We start from the raw sequence: 23,388 nt of genomic DNA, 5'->3' as shown, positions 1-23,388 counted from the left end.
GATTACACCATTTAATCAGGCAAGGAGTTGCGTATTTCGATGAACTCTTCCCAATGGCCAATGAGCAAATCAACAAGCTGCGGCTGAAAATGTGCCCCTTTTTGCTTCAGTATCTCGGCGCGAATGTCCTCATCGCTCCACGGTTCTTTATAACTTCTCTTAGCACCAAGTGCGTCAAAAACATCGGCTAGTGCGGCAATACGTCCGCTAATGGGGATATCTTCGCCTTTAAGCCCGTTGGGGTAACCTGAGCCATCCCACTTTTCATGGTGATAAGCAGCAATCTCTTTTGCCATGACAATTAAGCGGCGTTTGGAGCGGCTCAATATCTCAACACCATAATCGACATGCTTCTTCATAATCTCCCACTCTTCTGCATCGAGTTTCCCGGGCTTATGAAGAATGGAATCAGGAACAGCTACTTTACCCACATCATGCAGTGGAGAAGCGTGTTTAAGCATCCCGGCTTCATGTTCATTTAGACCATACAGCAAGGCTAGTTTTTCACAGATTAAAGAAACCCGTTGAACATGCGCGCCGGTTTCTCGGCTTCTTGCCTCTACCGCGTTAGCCAAGTTGTACACCAACTCTTTCGACGTTTCCTTTATATCCAGTAGCAAGCTCAAGTTCTCAAAGGTCAAACCGATATTCTGCATATAGATTTCGAGCAGTTGAACATCTAACTCGGACAAATCTTTATGGAAGTTCACATACAATAAGCTATCAACACCCTGATCGTCGCTAGTATATAGGATAAACGCGTCACCGAAATGTTGCGAATGTCCTTGGTCCAATACCTGCAGACATCGCTCAGCGACATCATCCGGTAACTTGTTAAATGCACATTCGCTGTAACAATCTACATAATCGCCCGTAGCCGCCAACGTAAGAGCGCGTGTGACCTCTCCATTCGGACGCGGTTTAACAACACAATAAAAGGCTGACTTTTCAAGCTGAAGTAACGAGGTGAGTTGCTCCAAAACCGAGGCAGCGTAAGCTTGTAACGTTGTGGTATTTTGAACTTTCGCCGAGGACTCGATGACTTTTTTGAGACCCGACTTCTGCTGATTAATCAGACACAAATCACGGTATGAGCGAAGCATCGAATAAAGCAGGGTTTTAAGCTTCTGGGTCGTCAATTCGGTTTTTTCTTTATAGTCATCAATTTCGTATTCACGGATAACAATATCTTCTGGAGCCTGCCCTGCTTGCCCAGTGCGCAAAACAACTCGCATCAAGCTGTTACCTAAATCTTCACGAATGTATTTCACTAACTCTAACCCTGCATGCTCTGTTTCCATCACCACATCAACCAGTGCTAAAGCTATATCGTTATGCTGTTGACAAATAATCTTGGCTTCTTGCGCAGAGTACGCTGAGATTAGGTTGAGTTGACGACCTTCGAACGAAAAGCCAGACAATGCCAAACGAGTCACTTGATGCATTTGAACATCATCATCCACCAACAATACTAGCCACGGTTCAGAGGGAATAGTCTCATTGGCCGGGTTATCCTCCGGACTTTCTTGCTGTCTTTTGTCGGCAAACAACTCCATGTAGTACCTAATATAGCAAATGAGTTCATTCTTTAGGTTTAGCACAAATTTGCAAATACTTACTACTTACACACTAAGCAAATGACTATTCCACTGCTCAGTATAGTGGAACTAAATAGGTGAGTTAGCTAAGCTGAGTAACCGTAGATCGCTTAACTAAGGTCGGCTCTAGCTGCACCACTTGGGTATCTGTACTGCTGCCATCCAGCTTCTTGAGTAAAGCTTCTACTGCTGCTTTCCCTAAACGGTACTTGGGCTGATGTATCGTAGATAAAGATGGGCTCATAAATTTTGCAATGTGGATGTCATCATAACCAATGATGGAGAGATCTTGGGGGATACGAATACCTTGTTCGTTAGCTGCGTTGATCACCCCCATCGCCATCATGTCATTGCATACAAAGATCGCACTGGGTAGTGGTCCTTTCGCCACCATTTTGTTAAAGGCATCATAGCCACCTTCACACTCGAAGTCCGACTCTATGATCCAATTAGCTTTAAACACAAGTCCGGCCTCGTTCAGAGCCCGTTTATATCCTTCATAACGCATTTGAGCTTGGTGTTTGACCAATGGACCAGTGATACAACCAATCTGTTTATGACCAGACTCGATTAAATGCTTCGCCGCTAGATAACCACCGCGCAATGAGTTGTCTTGAATCTTGTCACTGGTAAACAGCATCGGCCCCCAATCCATAACAACGACTGGAATGTCTTGGTATTGCTCAAAGACTTCTAAACGCTCACCTTCGAGTGAAGAGCACATCAAGATCAAGCCATCGACACGTTTTTGCAGCAAGGTATTGATCGACTCACGCATCCGTTCGTGATCGCCCTCTGTATTACACAGGATCAGGCTATAACCTTGTTGATAGCAACTGCGCTCCACCCCTTTTACCACTTCACCGAAAAACGGGTTAGTCGAGGTGGTCACCAGCATGCCGATGGTTTTAGTTCGATTGACTTTAAGGCTGCGAGCTAATGCAGACGGGCGGTAGTTTAACTCACGGGCGGCATTATTGACGCGCTCAGAGATTTCTTCACTGACGAAACGAGATTTATTGATGACATGGCTCACCGTAGAGGTCGATACACCCGCAACTCTTGCGATATCTTTCATTGTCGCCATGTCATTCTCTCCTTGCTTGTGGCTAGACGTTAGCTTTGCTCTGCTAAGAAGGCATCGACTTCTTCTCGCGACGGGATGGATGTCTGAGCACCAAAACGCGTCACAGAGATAGCCGCTGCTGCATGAGCAAATTTGATCGCTGATTCTAAAGGTAAATCTTCTAGCAGACCAGTGACCAATGCCCCATTAAAGGTATCTCCTGCTGCGGTTGTGTCTGTGGCATCAACCTTAAAGCCAGGAATTAACTCTCCGCGGCCATTTTGACTCAGCCATACCCCTTTCGCGCCAAGGGTAATCATGACGATTTCGATCCCTTTACGATGCAGTTCGTTCGCCGCTTCTTGCGCACTATCGTTATCCGTCACGGTAATCCCAGTAAGCACTTCCGCTTCTGTTTCATTTGGCGTAATAACATCGACACAGGCGAGCAGTTCATCCGAAAGTGGACGAGCCGGTGCAGGGTTTAAAATCACATTGGTACGCGATTCTTTGGCCACTTTGGCCGCTTTTTCTATACCACAAATCGGCGTTTCTAATTGCGTCAGCAGGTACTTTGCCGAACGAATCTGCTCTAAATCTGACTCAATCGCATCAGCGGTCAGTTTTGCATTCGCTTCTGCAGAAATACAGATGCTGTTTTCACCGCTATCGGCAACCTGAATCATTGCAATACCGGTTGGGCAGTTTGGCTCCATTTTAACGCCGGCAATGTTGATGTTATCCATCTTGAAGTTTTCGCGAATGTTGATACCAAACGCATCATCACCGACACAAGCAATGAAGCCGATATCCGCATTTAATCTTGCAGCCGCTACGGCTTGGTTTGCCCCTTTACCACCAGGAATAACTTGATAGCTTCGACCATGTAACGTCTCGCCAGGGCGAGGGAAAGAAGGCACTTGAAGAACATGGTCAGCGTTAACACTACCTAAAACCACTAACTTATTCATAAGGTAATCCTCGGCTCGCTAGAGCCACTTATATGTGAACAGGAGTAATAGCGATGGACTCTGTAAAAAAGCGCATGGCTATTCGCCCTTCTCCCCTAGACGACAGACATAAACGGGGAGAAGGACAAAATTGGCTAACTCACTACTTAGTGATAACTTTCAGCGGTACCGGGATGTACTCTTCTACTTGAGAACCTTTCAGTACTTTGTCAGCAGTTTCGATACCAAGTGCGCCGATAAGATCTGGCTGCTGAGCGATAGTTGCAGATAGCTTGCCGCGGTTAACCGCTGCGATGCCGTCATCTGTGCCATCGAAGCCAACGATCATCACATCTTTACCCGATGCTTGAACTGCGCGCAGAGCACCTAGAGCCATCTCATCATTCTGAGCAAATACCGCTTGCACATCTGGGTTAGCCGCTAGCAGGTTTTCCATTACGTTAAGACCTTTAGTACGGTCGAAGTCCGCAGGTTGGCTCGCAAGAACGTCCATTTCACTGCCTTTAACCGCATTCATAAAGCCTTCACCACGCTCGCGTGCCGCAGAAGTACCCGCAATGCCTTCCAGTTGAATAACTTTCGCTTTCATACCCACTTTTTCAACGATGTAGTTACCCGCCATTTCGCCGCCAACAACGTTGTCAGAAGCAATGTGGCTCACCACTTCACCACGGCTCGCACCACGGTCTAGCGTCAATACTGGGATGTTAGAACGGTTTGCCATACGAATCGCATTTGACACTGCGTCTGAATCCGTTGGGTTGATTAGAATCGCCTTAACGCCACGGATAGTCAGGTCTTCAATGTTTGACAGCTCTTTGCTTGGGTCATTTTGCGAATCTAGTACGATTAGGTCATAACCTAACTCTTTTGCCTTTGCTTCAGCACCATCTTTCATCGTAACGAAGAAAGGGTTGTTCAGCGTAGACAGTACGATTGCCATCGTGTCCTGAGCTTGCGCTGAAACAGAAACGGTTGACGAAAGTAGTGCAGCAGAGATAAGAGTCGTTAGTTTTTTCATTTTCTCAGTCCTTGTGTAGGGTGAGCCAAGACACGTCACTTGGCTCGATTTAGTTATGATTTACTTGTTTTTGTTGTCTACCAGTACCGCAAGTAGAATTACCACTGCTTTCGCGATCATTTGGTAGTAGGAGGAAACATCGAGTAGGTTTAGAGCATTGTTCAAGAAGCCGATGATCAACGCACCGATCAGAGTACCCATAATACGGCCTTTACCACCCATTAAGCTGGTACCACCAAGTACTACCGCTGCAATCGCATCTAGCTCGTAGCCCATACCCGCGGTTGGCTGTGCTGAAGAAAGGCGTGATGTCACGATGATACCTGCCAATGCAGCGAGAAGACCACAGATCGCGTAGACACCGATTTTCACACGGTCAACGTTAATACCAGATAGTCGCGTGGCAGATTCGTTACCACCTAGAGCGTATACGTATCGGCCAAAACGGGTGTGGTTGAGTAAATACCATACGGCAGCAAAGACAAACACCATCAGCCAGACTGGAACTGGAATGCCTAGAGCGTAGCCAGTTCCAAACCATGCAAATGCATCGGCGGTATCTGTAAAACCCGTTGAGATTGGTCGACCGTCGGTGTAAACCATGGTTACACCGCGTAGAAGCGTCATGGTAACCAAAGTCGCTATAAAGGCCTGAACCTTACCCTTGGCGATAATAATGCCGCTAATTGCACCTAGAGCAGCACCCGCAAGTAAAGCAGTTGGCACCGCGACAAGCACTGGCACTTCCATTGCAATCAAACTTGCAGCAAATGCGCCACACAGCGCCAACACTGAGCCAACACTAAGATCGATACCTGCGGTCAAGATAACCAGTGTCATACCGACTGCAATGATCGCGTTAACCGACGTCTGGCGCAGAATGTTGAGTATGTTATCGACCGTAAAAAAGTTGGGATTCAAGAATGACACGACAACAATCAGGAACAAGAGTGCTATCAGTGATTTTTGTTCAATCAACCACTCTTTGCTAAACAGTTTCTTGCTGTGTATTTCCGTTGGTTTGCTCATGGTATTAGTACTCATGCTGCTTCCTCATTAATCTTTTTGCCTACGGCACAGGCGAGTAGTTTTTCTTGATCGGCGTCTTTTGCATCAAACTCGCCGCTGATTCGACCTTCATGCATAACGAGGATGCGGTCGCTCATGCCTAACACTTCTGGCATTTCCGATGAGACAAGAATGATACTCATGCCATCGGCTTTAAATTTGTTTATCAGTTGATATATCTCTTTTTTCGCACCGACATCGACGCCACGAGTCGGCTCGTCTAAAATCAGCACTTTTGGTTTGGTCATTAGCCCTTTAGCAATCGCAACTTTTTGCTGATTACCACCGGATAGATTGCCAATAATTTGGTCACGGGTTGGTGTTTTGATGTTGAATAGCTTGATAAAGTCTTCAACGGCTACCACTTCTTCACCATGCTGAATACGTCCACCTTTGGTCAGCTTATCGAGCGCGCACAGAGACATATTCTCTTTGACCGAAAGCCCCAGCACTAAGCCATCTCCTTTACGGTCTTCAGATATATAAGCAATACCATTGGCGAGCCCATCTTGCGGGCTGACTGGGTTAATGGTTTTGCTATCGAGATTAATCACGCCCCGCTCACTAGGTAGCGCGCCGTAGATCACCTTCATTAGTTCAGTACGACCTGCGCCCATCAAACCTGATACACCCAGAATCTCGCCGCGTTTAAGAGTAAAGCTGACGTCTTGAACACCAGAACCTGTCAGGCCAATGACTTCTAGGCAGGTTTCACCATGGCGAGCGTCAATGCGTGGATACTGCTCATCAAGCTTGCGACCCACCATCATCTCGATAAGGCCATCTTCATCGGTATCTGAAACTAAGCATTCACCAATAAACTTTCCGTCACGAAGCACGGTAATGTCATCGCAAACTTCAAAGATTTCTTTAAGACGGTGAGAGATGTAAACAATGCCACAGCCTTGCTCACGAAGCTCATTGATCACTGTAAACAAAGATTCGGTTTCGGTATCCGTTAAGGCATCGGTCGGCTCATCCATAATGATGACCTTAGATTCAAATGACAGCGCTTTAGCGATTTCTACCATTTGTTGCTCACCTAGGCTTAGGTCACCCAGCAAAGTCTTAGAACTGTGTTTGACGTTCAAGCGTGCCAGTAACTTGTCCGCTTCATCGTACATCTTGCCCCACTGAATACCGACGAATGCACTAGTAAATTCGCGGCCTAGAAAGATGTTCTCGGCGATGGTTAGCTCAGGAATAAGGTTCAGCTCTTGGTGAATGATGCTTATCCCAGCCTCTTGTGATTCTCTTGGACCTTTGAAGGCCGCAGCTTCAGCTTGGTAATGAATAGTCCCGCTGTCTTTGGTGTAAATACCCGTCAGAACTTTCATTAACGTCGACTTGCCTGCACCGTTCTCACCCATCAGCGCCATTACGCGTCCTGGATACACATTGAGGCTCGCTTTATCCAAAGCTTTAACACCAGGAAATGCCTTCTCAATCGAGCTTAGTTGAAGAATGGCTTGAGTCATAATTCTTCCCTACTGTCCTGCGGCTTAAAAAACCACACCTGCTTGAAATATAACGTTCGCATAAGGTGTACATTCACCAGTGCGCACGACGGCTCGGCTCTGTTCGGTTCTCGCTTTAAATTCTTCATGCGAAATGTAAGTCACCGAAATTTGCTTACCACTTAGCTCACTTTCTGTTGCCAGCTCTTTAACCAGCGCCTCATGATGAGCGGGGCTCACCTTGGCAAACTCCTCCGCGATTATGACACCTTCGATCTGAGATTCAGTCAAAAGCACTCGCACTGTCTCTAGAAATGAAGGAACACCATGTGTCAGTGCTAAATCAATGCGTTGCACCTCATCAGGGATAGGTAAACCCGCATCGCAAATAGTGATTTCATCGGTATGGCCCAATGTCGCCACCAAATACGAAAGTTCTGAATTTATTAGGGTACTTTTCTTCATCTCATCGACCTTCCAATAATACGTTTATCGTACGGCGAGTCTTTATTTCTCTATTTAGTTAGTTATTGAGAAAACACTCATCGAAACGTTTCGATAGCATAATAGTCCGTCACTTTAGAATTTCGAGACTCGATTTTATAGAGTGTGAAATTGATCCGTTTTGCTAGTGACTATTCTCTTTTCAAAGTGATTCAGATCACCCATCGAAACGTTTCGATACGCCATGTCCTATACTATTTTAAGAGCCAATGACAAATTGCATGCCCAGTTTAGGTATAGTGTGAGCCTGGATAATATGTGGAATTTAATATGAGAAAGATCGCTTTTTCTTTCGTTGCTCTTATAACGCTTAGTGCCTGCCAAACTGAGGTAGGAACTCAAACTTGGTGTGACGAGATGACTGACAAACCCAAAAGTGAGTGGAACGCTCAGGGCGCGGTAGACTACGCTAGGCACTGTGTACTGCAAGATGCTGTAGGCAGTGAATCGTGGTGCAATGACTTAGAAGATAAGCCAAAGGCTGATTGGAGCGCTAACGACGCAACTGGTTACGCCAAGCATTGTGTATTCTAAACACCACTTAGCGAGCATTTGCTACAAAACAGATGCTCGCCCCTCAAGATCAATTCTATTTTCAAGTGTGATTGTAAATTTCGTGCCTTCACCTAGCGCGCTTTCCAGTTCAATGCTTGCCCGTAGTTTTTGGGTGCATATATTGTAAACCATATGCATCCCTAGTCCTGTTCCTCCTCGTGCTCTTAGTGTGGTGAAAAAAGGCTGAAAAATCTTAGATTGGTCTTCTTCACTAATCCCTCTACCGTTGTCTTCGACTTTGATCGTTGTGTGTGTTTTATCTTGTCTAGCAATTAGCTTTACCTCCCGGCTCAGAGACTGAGACTCCGTAAATGCATGAAGAGCACAGTTGGTCATAAGCTCTTCAAGCACACAGGCTAACGATATGGGTGCTACGTATACTCTTAACTTTTCATCACAATCGATTTGCGCGGACACTTGATGCTCCTTGAATAACTCTTCTGTATGAGTGACAACGTCTTTAAATAACTGTGTTAACTCAACCAACTGAGGCTCTTCTACCGTCATTTTTTGATCAATATTTTTTAGCTTACTGACTAACTCCACTGAGCGGTTGATATTCGAAATTAGCATTTCCATGCATTGATTAGCGATGGATAAGAATTCATTAAGATCATCTTGAGAAATGGTCTTATCTCTAAAACTTGTTTGAATCGAAGACAAACGTTCATTTAATATGGACAAACTCGTGACGGATACGCCTAATGGAGTATTTAGCTCATGTGCAACGCCGACAACCATTCCACTTAACGCAGACATTTTTTCTGCTTCCATTAACTGGTCTTGAGTACGTTTGAAGCGCTCAATCAAAGTATATAGTGAATGTGTGTCTTCCTTTGAAGTCTGCTTTTGTAATTGCCCTTCGACATCATCTATCAATGAACGAAGCCCACTAATCATCGTTTTAAGTGAGTTAGACATGATGTCTCTATCACTACTTGGGGTGATATCCAAGTTTTCAAGATTCCCTTTGGCAACTTGGTGTAGTACATCAATGTTGCTTTCTAGTCGATCGAGCAGTTTATTGAACGCAATCGCCACATCCCCTGCTTCTGTGCCAAATTCTATAGGCACGCGACGAGAGTAATCTCCATATTGGCTGATTTGTTCGATGGTGCTTACCGTATCAAGCCAACTCATCCTCACACCATGTTCGCTAACATTAAGACCCATTGCTTCTTCTTGCTCTGTGACTCTATCTAAACTCATTTTTCTCAACACTAGAAATATCGCGATAGCGTTTAGGGCAGACCAAGTAATGACCATTGCCAAGCCTACCATTTGGATGGCAATCTGAGCGCCTATTTCGTTTGGGAGTAACCATCCTACTTTAAGTCCGGTGTATAAGGTTCCGACAATCCCACAAAAAAGATGAACAGGGATAGCACCAACCGGATCATCGACCTTAGCTTTAATCAATACACGGTCACCTAAAATGATACAGGAAGAAGCAAACACGCCTAACAACAGTAAATCGACCATTCCCATGATATCTGCACCAGCGGTGACGATCACCAAGCCCCCCAGAACACTATTAAGTACAACAAACACAGGAACATGACGGTGATGATGTAACCAGAACAAAGTAGTACACCCCGCGATAGCACCGCATACCAGCGTATTAAATAGTACTTTCGGAACTCGTTGATCGAATGTATATAAACTTCCACCATTAAACCCTAACCAAGCAAATAGCATCAGAAATACACCCAAGGTGACCAAGGTATGACTATAGGAAGGGATCTCTCTCACCGACTTTTTGTCGAAACGCCCCTTCCTTGGCCCAACAATGATTGTTCCAACTAGGCCAATCATTCCTCCAACCACATGCACCGTTGTGCCACCAGCGAAGTCATAAAAACCACTGGAGTTTAACCACGAGCTTGGATTCCAAGTCCAAAAGGCGACGATGGGATAGGTAATCAACGCAATGATCAATGAGGTGTAAATGTAGCCTTTGTAACTCATACGCTCTGCAACACAGCCAGATACAATCGTCGCAGCAGTGGTCACAAACATCACGTTAAAAAGGATTTTTGGCAGAAACTCCGGCGCCATAGAAATTGTAGAAAAAGAGAACAGACTTTCGCCCTGACTAAGGTGAAACCCAAATACTACGTAAGCCACCGTCACAACGATAAAGTCAGCGAGATTTTTCATCGCGACATTAACTGAGTTTTTAGCGCGTACACTGCCAGTCTCGATCAGAGTAAACCCTGCCTGCATAAACAAGGCAATACAGGTACACCCTAGCAACCAGAGCAATGAAATAAGCTCTTTGTCTGCCATTCCACACCTAATGGTTATACACTTACTCAACTAAGCGTAGTTTAGGCTCTTTAGACCATCCAAATATGGTGGGAAATTTGTGTTTATAGATGAAATTTTTCAATAAAAAAGGCCAAGCATTGTCGCTTGGCCTGGCAAGGAAAATTAACTTTTAGCGCGATTAAACCCGCTCTTCCAACGCAATGTTATTGTTTGCCCACAGTAGTGCTTGTAATCGGTTTTTAGCGTTAATTTTCTTAAAGATGTTATGCAAGTGCGTTTTGACCGTATTTTCACTAACAAACAATTCTTCCGCAATTTGAATATTAGATGCTCCATGCCCTAGCAAGCGCATGATCTCTTTCTCTCGTTTGGTTAAATTGGCATAGGCTTGAGACGTGGTCACTGTATTCGCGCAGCGGAAGTGTTCGATATAGTCTTGAGCAACTTTGCGCGATAACCACATCTCATCGTTCATGATCTTTTCCATCCCCTTGAGCAGCAAGGATACTTCATCATCAACATAGAAAACACCGACCAAATTGCGCCACTTAAACAAATGGCTTGAAGGCGCTTCATTTGGGCAATTGAATACGATTTCTTTGACTGCGTATTGACTGACTATTTTCGCTTGGTTGTACGCCTCAAACTTACTTTCATCAAGATAGTGGTAATCGATAAGAACAAGATTGCCAAGTAATGAGCTACCCTCTTCAACTTCTTCTAAAGCATCAGATGTAACCATGGTTACTTGAAGTGAGAGTCCTTTTTCCAAAGAATCTTTCAGCAGTTTTGACTGCATCGTTACATCAGAAATAAGCGTAATTTTGTAGATATCATTATTCATCATGGCGATCCCTAAACGACTTACCGATGACTTAAAACTATCGTTTAGAAAGAATTAGTCAACACAGCAATCTACTCATTCAAGAGTTATTCAGCAAAAACACACCATAATTTCAATGAATTGATAGGGCATTCTCATTTGTAAGAATAATCTTAATTGAATATGCGCATGGGGAATATTGAATAACGTCGCACTAAAAGTACTAGTAGCAGGTAGAAAAGGCTCAACAGGTTATTATAGCCCCCTCCACTGTCTCCACTAGGGGAGGGGGAAACAGTGGTAATTGGTGAGTTAGTCACCAAGCTCCTTACACCATTAGTTGTGACGACATAAGCTTTCGGGATTTCGAGGCCATTAATCACACGTGCTATCCATGCTTGATAGTCGTGAACATCAGTAAAAACAGAGGTTACCACACTACTCGTGTCTCCACATGATGAAGGACCAAAGCTCGTAATCCCAACTTGTATGTATTGAGAGCCATTAAACCAATACACTGGCCCACCAGAATCGCCACTACAGGTAGAGTTTCGATAACTACCGCTAATTGGTCCACTAAAACAAAGATGGCTTGAGGTCAGTTTGCTTCCGTATTCCGCTTGGCAAGCTGAGGTTGTCATGTAGGTTAGCGTCGTTTCTAGTAAGTTAGTCCCACCAGAAACATTTCCTTCAATTAAGCCGTGCCCAATCGCCTTATAGGTATCACTGACTGAAAAAGTATTGTTAATAGTCGTGTTTATCAGTGAGGTATAGTCGGAGACTGCCAACGGTGTTTCTAACTTGATGATGGCAATGTCATCGGGCCAAAGCTCTGCTGATGAATCAATATAAGTATCTGGGTAGTAAAACTCTAAAGCTTTGGCTTGCTGATTAGAGAGAAAATTACTTTCATCATCTAACTGAGGTGCAACAACGGTGTTAAGCATCAGATTATCATCACCGTAAATGCAGTGCGCAGCGGTAAGAACATATTGCGAATTGATCATCGTTGCGCCGCAATAAGATGACGAACTATAGACATTGCCATTGCGGAAAAACAGGCTTGCAAATGAGGGGTAATTGACAATGTTGGCATCACTACCGTTGACAATATAGGGTGTAACTTCAACGGCATAACAGAGTTTAGTAAGCAGTAGTAAGCAAAGTAACCGAACTGACGCTTTCATACATTCTTCCTACATCGTAATCACTCTTTAAGTTTAGATTACGATGTAGAAAGTGCGTCATTTCATAGAGATATTATTGATTGCGTCTCCAACCAACAAAACCTAATAGGGTTAGAAAGGCGAAACCTAGAGAGCCGCCGCCTCCACCACCAGCACTAGTCTGAACAGTAGTGTCAACAAATGAACGGCTACCGTTGGTGGCAGTTGAAACATAGTACTTTGGTGATTGGCCACCAGAAATCACACTATTAATCCAACCATTGTAATCATAAGTTTCCGTAAAAACTGATGTTGCTGGCTGTGCTGGGTCTCCACACTTTGTCGGTCCGTAACTTGTTATTCCTATTTGGACATACTTACTACCGTCCCACGTATAAACAGGTCCTCCAGAATCACCGTTACAGGTAGAATTCTTATAAGAACCACTTTGCGCACCATCAAAGCAAAGCTGCTTGTCAGTGGTGCCACATACAGACTTATTCTTTAACTCTAAACTTGTCTCCAACAAAACCCCGCTAGAAGAGACGTTGCCCTCAATTAAACCATGTCCAATGGCTTTAAATGAGTTGGAACCATTGTTCTGGGCATAAGTGTCGTTTTCTGTTGTATTCAACAAATACTGATAATCAGAAATATTGAGTGGTGTCTCTAGCTTAATAATTGCTATGTCGTTTGGTAAACCTTGGGCAGTAGAGTCAACATAATCGTCAGGGAAATAAAACTCTTTTGCGCGAGCAGATTGGTAACTGCCATTTGGGTATTGAGACAGGTCTGTTAACTGAGGAACAACCCAAGTATGTAAATTCTGGTTGTTATCTTGATAAATACAGTGAGCTGCAGTAAGAATATACTGTGAATTAATCACCGTTGCACCACAGTAGTTCCCGTATTGGCTTCCATTATTAAAGTACAAACTAGCGAACGAAGGAAAGCTACTTACATTGGCAGGTGATCCGTTAACTATATATGGGTTAACATCCAAGCTATAAGCACTCGCTGCCCAAAGGCAAGAAAGTACCACTGAAATCTTTCTCATAATAAATCCTATTCATCAAATCCATGTAATTGTACAGAATTATACAAACAAAAAAACCTCTCCAGAGAGAGGTTTTAACACACATAAATATATTATGTCATACCATATTTAGCCACGGTAATAACGCTGTGGAACAAATGGCATTTTTTCAATAGTCATAGGTAGTTTTTTACCACGCACGTCAGCAAACAGTTCTGTACCAACCGCCGCTAAGTCGGCACGTACGTACGCCATTGATACTGGCTTACCCGCATTCGGTCCTGCTGTACCACTTGTTACTACGCCAACTTTGTTGTCTTCAGCGTCAAACAGCTCCGCACCTTCACGTACTGGTGCTTTTGTTTGGCCAACTAGACCAACGCGCTTGCGTGAAACGTCTTTAGTTTCAATCTGCTTAAGAATGATGTCCGCGCCCGGGAAGCCACCTTCACGCTCACCACCTGCACGGCGAATCTTCTGAATCCCCCACAAAAGGCTTGCTTCAACAGGAGTGGTTGTCGTATCGAGATCATGACCGTATAGACATAAACCACACTCAAGACGGAGCGAATCACGAGCGCCTAAACCAATCCATTCAACTTCTTCTTCATCAGTTAGTTTTTGCGCCAACTCTTGCGCATGTGAATTTGGTACTGAGATCTCGTAACCATCTTCACCAGTGTATCCACTGCGGCTAACGATACACTCAACACCTAGGATCTCTAATTTCATCACATCCATAAACAGCATGTCAGCCACTTCAGCATTGAAACGCTTAAGTACATCTACCGCTTTAGGGCCTTGAAGTGCTAATAATGCACGGTCATCTATAATCTCTAGCTCGACACCTGATGGCAAGTGCGCTTCTAGATGATTGATGTCTTGCTCTTTACATGCAGCATTGACAACAACAAATAGGTGGTCGCCCAAATTAGCCACCATTAAGTCATCCATAATCCCGCCTTGCTCATTGGTAAAGAAAGCATAGCGCTGGTTACCTTGTGGCAAATCAACAATGTCTACAGGAACTAATGACTCAAGGAATGCTGCTGCGCCCTCACCGTGTAAACGCAATTGCCCCATGTGCGAAACATCAAACAAGCCTGCCGCATCTCGTGTATGTAGATGTTCTTTCTTAACACCAAGCTTGTATTGAACAGGCATATCGTAGCCAGCGAAAGGAACCATCTTCGCACCAGCTTCAACGTGCAGCGCGTGTAGAGGGGTTTTTAGTAAATCTTGAGTCATTGTTGTCTCCATTTAATCAGGTTCGTTTTCCGTTCGAGGAAACCTTGTTTCCAATAATAAACACGAGTGAGGATTTTTTGCACTCTTAACCTAACGATGAGCATTCAAAATGTGACATTTAACATCATATTCACAACAAACAGGAAAAAACAAAAACGCCATTTCGGACATAGACTATCCAAAATGGCGCTTAAGCATACTCAAACAAAACAAAAGCAAACGGTTGCATTCACTATAAGAAATTCACATCGAATTTACATTATTTCGCAGTCACCCAAAGAATGTGTGCATCTTGCTCACTGGTCGATATCAACATATGACCCATATTCGCATCATAATAAACGCTATCGCCTTCATTCATTTCGACGGGTTCATAGAACTCAGAGTAAAACATCACTGAGCCGGATATGATAAGCAAAAACTCTTCGCCATCATGCCTTACCCAATCCCCATACTCATCGAAGCTACGTGCGTGAACTCGGCTCTTAAATGGCATCATCTTTTTATTAGATAGCTGAGTAGCCAAAAGCTCATGCTCATAGGTCGGAGTGGGGTGAGGTTTTCCTTGGTTTGCTTTAGTGATATCACGACGCCCCGTCGCCACCTTTTTTCTTGGTGGTTCAAAGAGTTGAGGCATATCTATCTGTAAACCCAGCGCTAGTTTTTGCATAGCTTGAAAGGTTGGAGAAATCTGCTCGTTCTCAATCTTGCTTAAAGTAGAACGCGCTAATCCGGTTCGTTGGCTTGCTTCTTCTAAAGTAATCCCGAGCTTGCCACGAATATCTTTAATTCGTTGCCCTAGCTTTAACGGCTCAATATTCTCATCCACCGACTCTTTTGCAAGAGTCAAAGATGGATACTCATCATAGATATCTTCGGGCATGCTTCCCTCTACTAATTACTGCGACTTCCTGTTTCATTTTCATTGTGCACGAAGCAGATAGTGGAAGAAAGCGTCGAACAAGAAATAAACCGTGCTCTTGTTAACAAAATCAGAAACCTTGTTTCCAATAGGAAATTTTTGGTTGATTGTTCTTGTCACAACCGCTATGTTACCAACTTGTTAGTTGTAGAGATGTTATTTCCGAACTTTGTGTATGACTGTTTTAACACTCAGTTTCGGTTTCCCCCACCATTTTGGGGTTAGAAATTCACCCTGCTCTTACATAGAGAAGAGTAGTAATAGAAGTAGAACTGACGAGAATAATGAACAACATAAGAATCTCGTTGGCATGAATGGAAGGTCATCTACCATGAACAAACCGTTTCAAAATCACAGCCTAGAGAACTTTTTCTCTACTAACCTTGCTGCTACTGACGATGCTGTCTTCGCTGGAATCCAAGCTGAATTCACGCGTCAAAACGAACAAATTGAACTTATCGCTTCAGAAAACATTGTCTCTAAAGCGGTAATGCAAGCTCAAGGCACTTGCCTAACCAACAAGTACGCAGAAGGCTACCCAGGCCGCCGCTACTACGGTGGTTGTGAACACGTAGATACAGTTGAAGCGATTGCTATCGAACGCGCTAAGCAACTGTTTAAATGTGAATACGTAAACGTTCAGCCACACTCAGGCGCACAAGCAAACGGCGCTGTTAAACTGGCTCTACTTCAACCTGGTGATACTATCTTAGGTATGTCTCTCGATGCGGGTGGTCACCTTACTCACGGCGCGCGCCCTGCACTATCGGGTAAATGGTTCAATGCCGTTCAATATGGCGTTGACCGTGAAACTCTGGAAATCAACTACGAAGATGTTCGCGCGCTTGCTGTTGAGCATAAGCCAAAAATGATCATCGCAGGTGGTAGTGCAATTCCTCGTACTATCGATTTCGCTAAGTTCCGTGAAATCGCGGATGAAGTTGATGCAATCCTAATGGTTGATATGGCGCACATTGCTGGCCTAATCGCGACAGGTGCACACCCTAGCCCAATCCCACATGCGCATGTTGTAACAACCACAACGCACAAAACACTGCGCGGCCCTCGTGGCGGTATGATTTTGACCAACCATGAAGACATCATTAAGAAGATAAACTCGGCAGTCTTCCCAGGCCTTCAAGGTGGTCCTCTAATGCACGTTATCGCAGCAAAAGCAGTTGCATTCGGCGAGGCGTTAGGTCCTGAATTTTCAACTTATATCGATTCAGTGATCAACAACGCAAAAGTTCTGGCTGAAGTGTTGCAAACTCGCGGTTGTGACATTGTGACTGGCGGAACAGATACACACCTAATGTTGGTTGACCTTCGTCCTAAGGGCTTGAAAGGTAACAAAGCTGAAGAAGCATTAGAGCGTGCAGGGATCACATGTAACAAAAATGGCATCCCATTCGATTCAGAGAAGCCTATGATTACATCGGGCATCCGTTTGGGTACGCCTGCGGGTACAAGCCGCGGCTTTGGCGCTGAAGAATTCAAACTCATCGGTAATTGGATTGGCGACGTACTAGATGGGCTAGTCGATAACCCTGAAGGTAACGCAGAAGTAGAACTGCGCGTTCGCAAAGAAGTGAAAACACTGTGTGCTCGCTTCCCACTTTACCAATAAACAAATTAATCAAAGTTATTTTTTGGAGATTAAGCAATGGACAAAACACTGAAGTTTGCAGATAGCCACGAGTGGGTACGTGACAACGGTGACGGCACAGTAACTATCGGCATTTCGCAGCATGCTCAAGAAATGCTAGGTGACGTTGTATTCGTTGACCTACCTGAAGTAGAAGACGAAGTTGAGGCAGGTGAAAGCTTCTCTCTGGTTGAGTCTGTAAAAGCAGCTTCAGACATCTACGCGCCAATCACAGGTGAAATCGTAGAGATCAACGAAGAACTAGAAGATAGCCCAGAGCTTATTAACGAAGAACCTTTTGAAGGCGGCTGGATTGTTAAAGTGAAGATGTCTGATGCATCTGAGCTAGACAACCTTAAAGACGCAGAAGAGTACCTAAACTCAATCGAAGATGAGTAATTAGGAAGATGCAGAAAGCTGCCCCCGACTCGGGTGGCAGCTTTTTTTCTAAGTTCGGACGTATAATTAACATTATCAGTAACGAAGGTCGTTACCCGGACACGGAGTAGGTAAAGGACAATGACTGAATTACTTCAAAGCCTCAGCACACAAAACGAGTTCGTTGCTCGCCACAACGGCCCAAACAAATCAGACCAACAGAAAATGTTGGAAGCAATCAACGTAGCAAACCTAGATGCGTTGATTGAAGAAACCGTTCCAGCGCAAATTCGCCTAGAAAAGCCAATGACTCTTGCGGAAGCGAAAAGCGAAGCAGACATGTTGGTTGCAATGCGCGAGTTTGCCGACCAAAACCAACTTAAGCGTACTTTCATCGGTCAGGGTTACTACAACACCTTCACGCCGAACGTTATCTTACGTAACGTACTTGAAAACCCTGGTTGGTACACAGCATACACGCCTTACCAACCAGAAATTTCTCAAGGTCGTCTAGAAGCGCTGCTTAACTTCCAACAGATGGTGATGGACCTAACAGCAATGGACATTGCTAACGCATCACTTCTTGACGAAGCAACAGCGGCTGGCGAAGCGATGACGCTATGTAAGCGTGCTGGTAAGAGCAAGAGTAAAGTCTTCTTCGTAGCAGACGATGTTCACCCTCAAACGCTGGAAGTTGTAAAAACTCGTGCTAAATACATCGGCTTTGATGTTCAAGTCGGCTCGCTAGAATCTCTACCTGAGCAAGACGTGTTTGGTGCACTTGTTCAGTACCCGGGTACAACAGGTGAAGTTCGCGACTTAACGGATATCATAGCGAAAGCGCAAGCAAACAAAACCCTGGTTACCGTGGCGACCGATCTTCTAGCATCAGCGCTACTGAAACCTGCAGGTGAAATGGGCGCGGACGTAGTTATCGGCTCAGCTCAACGCTTTGGTGTTCCTATGGGTTACGGCGGTCCACACGCAGCATTCATGGCAACACGTGATAAACACAAGCGTACTATGCCTGGCCGTGTTATCGGTGTCTCTATCGATACTAACGGTAACCAAGCACTGCGTATGGCAATGCAGACTCGTGAACAGCACATCCGCCGCGAGAAAGCGACGTCTAACATCTGTACTGCTCAGGCACTATTAGCCAACATGGCGTCGTTCTACGCGGTTTACCACGGCGCAGAAGGATTACGTACGATTGCTCGTCGCACACATCATATGACGGCGATTCTAGCGGCTGGCCTAACTAAGTCTGGTTTCGAGCTCGCTCACAATAGCTTCTTCGATACCATCACTATCAATACTGCTGATAAGACTGAAGCGCTATACGCAAAAGCGCAAGCGGCTGATATCAACCTACGCCTACTTCAAGGCAAACTAGGTGTGAGCTTAGACGAAACAACGACAACCGATGATATTGAAGCACTATTCGCTGTCTTTGGTGTGAAAGAAGAAGTTAGCGCTCTATCTTCAGAGATCGCAGGCAACGAATTTGCAGCGATCCCTGAAGCACTTCGCCGCACTTCTGAGTACCTTACTCACCCAGTATTCAATACTCACCACAGTGAAACGCAGATGATGCGTTACCTGAAACAGCTTGAGAATAAAGACTTCTCGCTGACTCACGGTATGATCCCACTGGGCAGCTGTACAATGAAGCTCAACGCTGCCGCTGAAATGATCCCGGTGACTTGGCCTGAGTTTGGTTCTATCCACCCATTCGCGCCAATCGAGCAAGCGGCTGGTTACTCAGCACTCGCGAAAGATCTTAAAGAGAAGCTATGTGAAATCACGGGCTACGATGATTTCTCGCTACAACCTAACTCAGGTGCTTCAGGTGAATACGCAGGTCTTATCGCGATTCAACGCTACCACGATAGCCGTGGCGAAGGTCACCGTAACGTCTGTCTGATCCCAAGCTCAGCGCACGGTACTAACCCAGCGACTGCATCTATGGTGTCAATGAAAGTCGTTGTTGTTAAGTGTGACGATGACGGTAACATCGACATGTCAGACCTAGCAGCGAAGATTGAAAAGCATGCTGATAATCTTTCAAGCATCATGATCACTTACCCTTCTACGCACGGCGTGTACGAAGAACAAGTGAAAGAAGTGTGTGAAATGGTTCATGCGGCTGGCGGTCAGGTTTACCTAGACGGCGCAAACATGAACGCTCAGGTTGGTCTAACCTCTCCTGGCCTGATTGGTTCTGACGTTTCACACCTAAACCTACACAAAACCTTCTGTATTCCACACGGTGGTGGTGGTCCGGGCATGGGCCCTATCGGTGTTAAGTCTCACCTAGCACCTTTCCTACCGGGGCACATCGAAAACGGTGTAGAAGGTGAAGACTTTGCGGTATCAGCGGCAGACCTTGGTAGTGCGTCTATCCTGCCAATCTCATGGGCCTACATCGCAATGATGGGTGAAGCAGGTCTAACAGAAGCAACTAAAGTCGCTATCCTGAACGCGAACTACATGATGGAGCGTCTACGCCCTCACTACCCTGTTCTTTACCGTGGTACTAACGGCCGTGTGGCTCATGAATGTATTATTGATATTCGTCCATTGAAAGAAGAAACAGGTATCAGCGAAGAAGATATCGCCAAGCGTCTAATGGACTACGGTTTCCACGCACCAACCATGTCGTTCCCAGTAGCGGGTACGCTGATGGTTGAGCCAACAGAATCTGAAGATCTAGAAGAGATCGATCGTTTCTGCGAAGCGATGATCGCAATCCGCGAAGAAATGGCGAAGGTGAAAAACGGTGAGTGGCCACTAGAAAACAACCCTCTAGTCAACGCACCTCACACACAAGTAGACCTAGCGAAAGATGAATGGGATCGCCCATACTCTCGCGAACTAGGCTGCTTCCCATCACCTGCGACTAAGTCTTGGAAGTACTGGCCAACAGTAAACCGCGTAGACAACGTATACGGTGACCGTAACTTAATCTGTTCTTGCCCAAGCATCGACAGCTACGAAGATTAAGTTTCTTTACAGTAAGTCAAAGGCGAACCAAATGGTTCGCTTTTTTATTTCATGCCTCAGCGCTCTTCGAGTAATGGATTACCTTTTCGTCGACTTACCAATCTCTTCAGTTTTGCTTGGGGCCGTGGCAGCCCAATGCGGAGCCTTACGCATGCGCTCAAAATACGCGTTGACGTTGGGATAGGGTTCCCAATCAAAAGGGATGCTTTCTTTAAAGAACTCGACATGCACCATTGCGTAATCCGCCAATGTTATTGCATCACCAACCATGAACTGACGCCCTTCTAAGTGCTGATCCAGTATTCCAGCAAATCGAACTAGGTTCTGACTGGCCCAATTAATGACAGCATCATCTCCTTTTGTACCCATAAATTCGGATTTGGCGACGGCTTCTAAAGCTAAAGTTCCAAAGGCTTGATTGAAATGGGCAAGTTCCCAACATAACCAGCGATTGATATCCGCTCTTACTTTTTGATCGTTTGGATATAGGTCATTGATGCCTGAAGTCTCAGCCAAATACTGAATAATAGCGTTAGATTCCCATAGTGAAATATCACCATCAATAAGCGTTGGCACCATGGCATTCGGGTTTAAGCTCAGGTATTGCGGCTGTTTGTGCTCTCCAGAAAACAAATCTAGATACTCTATTTCAATATCTAGCCCTAGATGATTGATGACCGCCAATGCTTTACGAGAGTTGGGTGATCCTACAATTGCGTATAGCTTCATATATCCTCCTTGAATTTAACTTGCTTTTTACAAGTAAAATAACCCTAGAAAATTAACTTTCATTTTGCAAGTTAAATTTAAAACGAGTACGATTAATGAATGGTAGATAAAAAAACTAAAGAGTGGTCAGGCTGTCCGGTTCGTTTTGGCATGAGCCAATTCGGAGATAAATGGAGCTTTCTGATTCTTCGAGACTTGATGTTTAAAGGTCGGCATTACTATCAAGAGTTTTTAGAGGCAGGTGAAGGTATCTCTACTAACATCTTGGCGAGCCGACTTGCGGATTTAGAATCAAACGGATTAATCAGTAAAAAACGGGATACTGTTAAGCGTTCTAAGTTCGTCTACACATTGACCGACAAAGGAATAGATTTGCTACCTATGATGCTAGCGATGATCGATTGGTCCGAAAAATACGACACCAAAACCGAAGTTCCTTCTGATTTCATTCGCACACTACGTGGAGAGCCTGAACGCTTGCGTCAAAAGTTGCGAGAAGGCTTAACTACAGAATCGAAAAATAATTAAGTGCAACAAAAATGGTTGGATTATTTTTTCATCATACTCGCGAGTTCTGCAAACGGATTGTAGGTCGCCCCTTGATGATCATCTTGACCTGGTTTTATCTCACTGCCATAACGATCATGCTCTAGATATTTACTGTGCTCATGATCGTGGCAGTAAAGACACAGCAGCTCCCAATTACTTCCATCTTCTGGATTATTCGTATGATCGTGATCTTTGTGGTGAACTGTCAACTCACGCAAATTTGAGTAAACAAACTCCCTAGCACAGCTTCCACATACCCAAGGGTAGAGTTTTAACGCTTTTTCCCGATAATCAGCTTCTTTGCGTGCATAGCTAGCACTGGTTCCGTAAAAATCTGAAGACATTTTGCTACCTCATAGGCATTGATTCAGTCAGATGCTAGCATGGACACTGTTGGGAAAAAATGATCAGGCCTAATAAAAAGGGACTGGTGTATCTACCAATCCCTGCTTTTGTCCATAAATTAGTTTGTCGATGACTTAATTTTGAACACTAACACTTTGTTGTATGCGGTCACCATCAGTAAGTCTTGTTGCTCGCCACCAATTTCTAGGTTACTGATATGGTCCGCGTCGATAGCAATGAAGTCAATTTGTTTACCTTGTTTATCAAACACACCAACACCACCATGTGCTGCGACAAAAAGATTGTCGTGAAAATCCACAACAATACCGTCGACCATAGGCTCAGAACCGGAGGCTGCTTTCACCTGAGCAAACTGAGTTTTATTGCTGATTGATTGATCATTGACATCAAATCGGTATACCCAGCCATCAGAAGTATCGGCAACGTATAACAAAGATTCATCAGAAGAAAAAGCAATACCATTGGGTAACTCTAACTCTCCAGTCATCAGCTTTAGATCACCATCTAGGTATCGATAGACACCATTGACGGGTTGCTCTGACTCCGACTTAGCAGGGCCGTACCCTTGGATACCAAATGGAGGATCAGTGAACCAAACGCTTCCATCGCTGTTAACGGTTAGGTCGTTCGGGCTATTGAGCAAATTTCCGTTGTATGTCGCGGCTGCAATGACCTTCTCTCCACTTTCCTGACGGTATGATAGTTTTCTATCATGACGGGCTGCCCAAAGGTTGCCCTTCAAATCAATAGCAAGACCATTGGCATAACCAGAGTTGTTGTCGAAAACACTCAGCTTACCATCAGGAACATATGAATACGTTTTGTTGTTTGGGATATCACTAAACAAGAAACGCTGGTGTTTTGCATCCCACACGGGGCCTTCAACAAACCCAAAAGAATCACCCACAAGAGTCGGATCACCTTCCACTAAAGAGCTAGCAGAGGCGCCAATCGAGAAGGCGGTGACGGCGGCCATAAACATTAATTTATTCATTTTAAATACCTCTTA

The 23,388-nt window shown here is 44.7% G+C and carries 21 protein-coding genes; 5 read left to right on the top strand and 16 right to left on the bottom strand.

From position 1 onward, the window contains the following. Positions 1–11 precede the first annotated feature (11 nt). The 7 genes from APB76_RS16165 to rbsD form a co-directional block, all read right to left on the bottom strand. On the bottom strand, positions 12–1,556 hold the full coding sequence (locus APB76_RS16165; protein WP_049843221.1) for a DUF3369 domain-containing protein: 1,545 nt from the start codon (positions 1,554–1,556) through the stop codon (positions 12–14). A 124-nt stretch (positions 1,557–1,680) separates the two neighbouring features. Beyond that, positions 1,681–2,685: a substrate-binding domain-containing protein gene (locus tag APB76_RS16160; RefSeq protein WP_054961925.1), complete on the bottom strand. Its 1,005-nt coding sequence runs from the start codon at positions 2,683–2,685 to the stop codon at positions 1,681–1,683. Positions 2,686–2,714: 29 nt separating this feature from the next. Then, the gene (gene rbsK, locus APB76_RS16155) at positions 2,715–3,635 is read right to left on the bottom strand and encodes a ribokinase (RefSeq protein ID WP_049843223.1); all 921 of its coding nucleotides are present in this window, start codon (positions 3,633–3,635) and stop codon (positions 2,715–2,717) included. Between the two features lie 142 nt (positions 3,636–3,777). Beyond that, positions 3,778–4,656 carry a ribose ABC transporter substrate-binding protein RbsB gene (rbsB, locus tag APB76_RS16150; RefSeq protein ID WP_004745594.1) on the bottom strand — a complete coding sequence of 293 codons (879 nt, stop codon included), beginning with the start codon at positions 4,654–4,656 and terminating at the stop codon, positions 3,778–3,780. Positions 4,657–4,716: 60 nt separating this feature from the next. After that, positions 4,717–5,700: a ribose ABC transporter permease gene (gene rbsC, locus APB76_RS16145; RefSeq protein WP_054961924.1), complete on the bottom strand. Its 984-nt coding sequence runs from the start codon at positions 5,698–5,700 to the stop codon at positions 4,717–4,719. Then, a complete protein-coding gene (gene rbsA / locus APB76_RS16140) occupies positions 5,697–7,202 on the bottom strand; it encodes a ribose ABC transporter ATP-binding protein RbsA (protein ID WP_054961923.1) in 1,506 nt (501 codons plus the stop codon). The genes rbsC and rbsA overlap by 4 nt, the downstream gene beginning before the upstream one ends. A 24-nt stretch (positions 7,203–7,226) precedes the next feature. Next, entirely contained in the window at positions 7,227–7,646 is a 420-nt protein-coding gene (rbsD, locus tag APB76_RS16135) for a D-ribose pyranase (RefSeq protein ID WP_054961922.1), read from the bottom strand. 309 nt (positions 7,647–7,955) lie between these two features. On the opposite strand from rbsD, the gene APB76_RS16130 reads away from it, so the two are divergent. Next, positions 7,956–8,219, top strand: a complete 264-nt coding sequence (locus APB76_RS16130) for a DUF3012 domain-containing protein (protein ID WP_054961921.1) — start codon at positions 7,956–7,958, stop codon at positions 8,217–8,219. Between the two features lie 21 nt (positions 8,220–8,240). On the opposite strand, the gene APB76_RS16125 is transcribed toward APB76_RS16130, so the two are convergent. The 6 genes from APB76_RS16125 to APB76_RS16100 form a co-directional block, all read right to left on the bottom strand. Continuing rightward, complete coding sequence (locus tag APB76_RS16125) at positions 8,241–10,529, bottom strand: ATP-binding protein (RefSeq protein ID WP_054961920.1); 2,289 nt, start codon at positions 10,527–10,529, stop codon at positions 8,241–8,243. Between the two features lie 160 nt (positions 10,530–10,689). After that, positions 10,690–11,358: a LuxR C-terminal-related transcriptional regulator gene (locus APB76_RS16120; RefSeq protein ID WP_049843229.1), complete on the bottom strand. Its 669-nt coding sequence runs from the start codon at positions 11,356–11,358 to the stop codon at positions 10,690–10,692. 149 nt (positions 11,359–11,507) lie between these two features. After that, positions 11,508–12,521 (bottom strand): S1 family peptidase, encoded by a 1,014-nt coding sequence (locus tag APB76_RS16115; protein WP_054961919.1) that lies wholly within the window; start codon positions 12,519–12,521, stop codon positions 11,508–11,510. Between the two features lie 73 nt (positions 12,522–12,594). Further along, a complete protein-coding gene (locus tag APB76_RS16110; RefSeq protein ID WP_054961918.1) occupies positions 12,595–13,557 on the bottom strand; it encodes a S1 family peptidase in 963 nt (320 codons plus the stop codon). A 108-nt stretch (positions 13,558–13,665) separates the two neighbouring features. Next, entirely contained in the window at positions 13,666–14,784 is a 1,119-nt protein-coding gene (gene gcvT, locus APB76_RS16105; RefSeq protein WP_049843232.1) for a glycine cleavage system aminomethyltransferase GcvT, read from the bottom strand. A gap of 259 nt (positions 14,785–15,043) precedes the next feature. Beyond that, positions 15,044–15,667, bottom strand: coding sequence for a helix-turn-helix domain-containing protein (locus tag APB76_RS16100; protein ID WP_049843233.1), 624 nt, complete (start codon positions 15,665–15,667; stop codon positions 15,044–15,046). Positions 15,668–16,037: 370 nt separating this feature from the next. On the opposite strand from APB76_RS16100, the gene APB76_RS16095 reads away from it, so the two are divergent. The 3 genes from APB76_RS16095 (at position 16,038) to gcvP (ending at position 20,735) form a co-directional block, all read left to right on the top strand. Then, on the top strand, positions 16,038–17,333 hold the full coding sequence (locus APB76_RS16095; RefSeq protein WP_049843234.1) for a serine hydroxymethyltransferase: 1,296 nt from the start codon (positions 16,038–16,040) through the stop codon (positions 17,331–17,333). Between the two features lie 36 nt (positions 17,334–17,369). Continuing rightward, positions 17,370–17,750, top strand: a complete 381-nt coding sequence (gene gcvH / locus APB76_RS16090; protein WP_049843235.1) for a glycine cleavage system protein GcvH — start codon at positions 17,370–17,372, stop codon at positions 17,748–17,750. A 120-nt stretch (positions 17,751–17,870) separates the two neighbouring features. After that, positions 17,871–20,735 carry an aminomethyl-transferring glycine dehydrogenase gene (gene gcvP / locus APB76_RS16085; RefSeq protein WP_054961917.1) on the top strand — a complete coding sequence of 955 codons (2,865 nt, stop codon included), beginning with the start codon at positions 17,871–17,873 and terminating at the stop codon, positions 20,733–20,735. 78 nt (positions 20,736–20,813) lie between these two features. On the opposite strand, the gene APB76_RS16080 is transcribed toward gcvP, so the two are convergent. Then, on the bottom strand, positions 20,814–21,464 hold the full coding sequence (locus APB76_RS16080) for a glutathione S-transferase family protein (RefSeq protein ID WP_049843256.1): 651 nt from the start codon (positions 21,462–21,464) through the stop codon (positions 20,814–20,816). Between the two features lie 99 nt (positions 21,465–21,563). On the opposite strand from APB76_RS16080, the gene APB76_RS16075 reads away from it, so the two are divergent. Continuing rightward, positions 21,564–21,992, top strand: coding sequence for a winged helix-turn-helix transcriptional regulator (locus APB76_RS16075; protein WP_049843257.1), 429 nt, complete (start codon positions 21,564–21,566; stop codon positions 21,990–21,992). A gap of 20 nt (positions 21,993–22,012) precedes the next feature. Here the strand turns inward: APB76_RS16075 and APB76_RS16070 are convergent, their stop codons facing one another. Together APB76_RS16070 and APB76_RS16065 are read right to left on the bottom strand one after the other, a co-directional pair. Next, complete coding sequence (locus tag APB76_RS16070; protein WP_004744035.1) at positions 22,013–22,357, bottom strand: YajD family HNH nuclease; 345 nt, start codon at positions 22,355–22,357, stop codon at positions 22,013–22,015. Positions 22,358–22,476: 119 nt separating this feature from the next. Further along, positions 22,477–23,373, bottom strand: a complete 897-nt coding sequence (locus APB76_RS16065) for an SMP-30/gluconolactonase/LRE family protein (RefSeq protein WP_049843258.1) — start codon at positions 23,371–23,373, stop codon at positions 22,477–22,479. Positions 23,374–23,388: the final 15 nt, after the last annotated feature.

The organism is Vibrio bivalvicida (assembly GCF_001399455.2).
Taxonomy (GTDB): Bacteria; Pseudomonadota; Gammaproteobacteria; order Enterobacterales; family Vibrionaceae; genus Vibrio; species Vibrio bivalvicida.
Note: the sequence above shows the minus strand (reverse complement) of the source record. Positions and strands in the feature narration are given on the sequence as shown.

Excerpts from the sequence above, each read along its gene's own strand:
- APB76_RS16165 (WP_049843221.1), bottom strand. The coding sequence starts at position 1,556 with ATGGAGTTGTTTGCCGACAAAAGACAGCAAGAAAGTCCGGAGGATAAC.
- APB76_RS16160 (WP_054961925.1), bottom strand. The coding sequence starts at position 2,685 with ATGGCGACAATGAAAGATATCGCAAGAGTTGCGGGTGTATCGACCTCT.
- rbsK (WP_049843223.1), bottom strand. The coding sequence starts at position 3,635 with ATGAATAAGTTAGTGGTTTTAGGTAGTGTTAACGCTGACCATGTTCTT.
- rbsB (WP_004745594.1), bottom strand. The coding sequence starts at position 4,656 with ATGAAAAAACTAACGACTCTTATCTCTGCTGCACTACTTTCGTCAACC.
- rbsC (WP_054961924.1), bottom strand. The coding sequence starts at position 5,700 with ATGAGTACTAATACCATGAGCAAACCAACGGAAATACACAGCAAGAAA.
- rbsA (WP_054961923.1), bottom strand. The coding sequence starts at position 7,202 with ATGACTCAAGCCATTCTTCAACTAAGCTCGATTGAGAAGGCATTTCCT.
- rbsD (WP_054961922.1), bottom strand. The coding sequence starts at position 7,646 with ATGAAGAAAAGTACCCTAATAAATTCAGAACTTTCGTATTTGGTGGCG.
- APB76_RS16130 (WP_054961921.1), top strand. The coding sequence starts at position 7,956 with ATGAGAAAGATCGCTTTTTCTTTCGTTGCTCTTATAACGCTTAGTGCC.
- APB76_RS16125 (WP_054961920.1), bottom strand. The coding sequence starts at position 10,529 with ATGGCAGACAAAGAGCTTATTTCATTGCTCTGGTTGCTAGGGTGTACC.
- APB76_RS16120 (WP_049843229.1), bottom strand. The coding sequence starts at position 11,358 with ATGATGAATAATGATATCTACAAAATTACGCTTATTTCTGATGTAACG.
- APB76_RS16115 (WP_054961919.1), bottom strand. The coding sequence starts at position 12,521 with ATGAAAGCGTCAGTTCGGTTACTTTGCTTACTACTGCTTACTAAACTC.
- APB76_RS16110 (WP_054961918.1), bottom strand. The coding sequence starts at position 13,557 with ATGAGAAAGATTTCAGTGGTACTTTCTTGCCTTTGGGCAGCGAGTGCT.
- gcvT (WP_049843232.1), bottom strand. The coding sequence starts at position 14,784 with ATGACTCAAGATTTACTAAAAACCCCTCTACACGCGCTGCACGTTGAA.
- APB76_RS16100 (WP_049843233.1), bottom strand. The coding sequence starts at position 15,667 with ATGCCCGAAGATATCTATGATGAGTATCCATCTTTGACTCTTGCAAAA.
- APB76_RS16095 (WP_049843234.1), top strand. The coding sequence starts at position 16,038 with ATGAACAAACCGTTTCAAAATCACAGCCTAGAGAACTTTTTCTCTACT.
- gcvH (WP_049843235.1), top strand. The coding sequence starts at position 17,370 with ATGGACAAAACACTGAAGTTTGCAGATAGCCACGAGTGGGTACGTGAC.
- gcvP (WP_054961917.1), top strand. The coding sequence starts at position 17,871 with ATGACTGAATTACTTCAAAGCCTCAGCACACAAAACGAGTTCGTTGCT.
- APB76_RS16080 (WP_049843256.1), bottom strand. The coding sequence starts at position 21,464 with ATGAAGCTATACGCAATTGTAGGATCACCCAACTCTCGTAAAGCATTG.
- APB76_RS16075 (WP_049843257.1), top strand. The coding sequence starts at position 21,564 with ATGGTAGATAAAAAAACTAAAGAGTGGTCAGGCTGTCCGGTTCGTTTT.
- APB76_RS16070 (WP_004744035.1), bottom strand. The coding sequence starts at position 22,357 with ATGTCTTCAGATTTTTACGGAACCAGTGCTAGCTATGCACGCAAAGAA.
- APB76_RS16065 (WP_049843258.1), bottom strand. The coding sequence starts at position 23,373 with ATGAATAAATTAATGTTTATGGCCGCCGTCACCGCCTTCTCGATTGGC.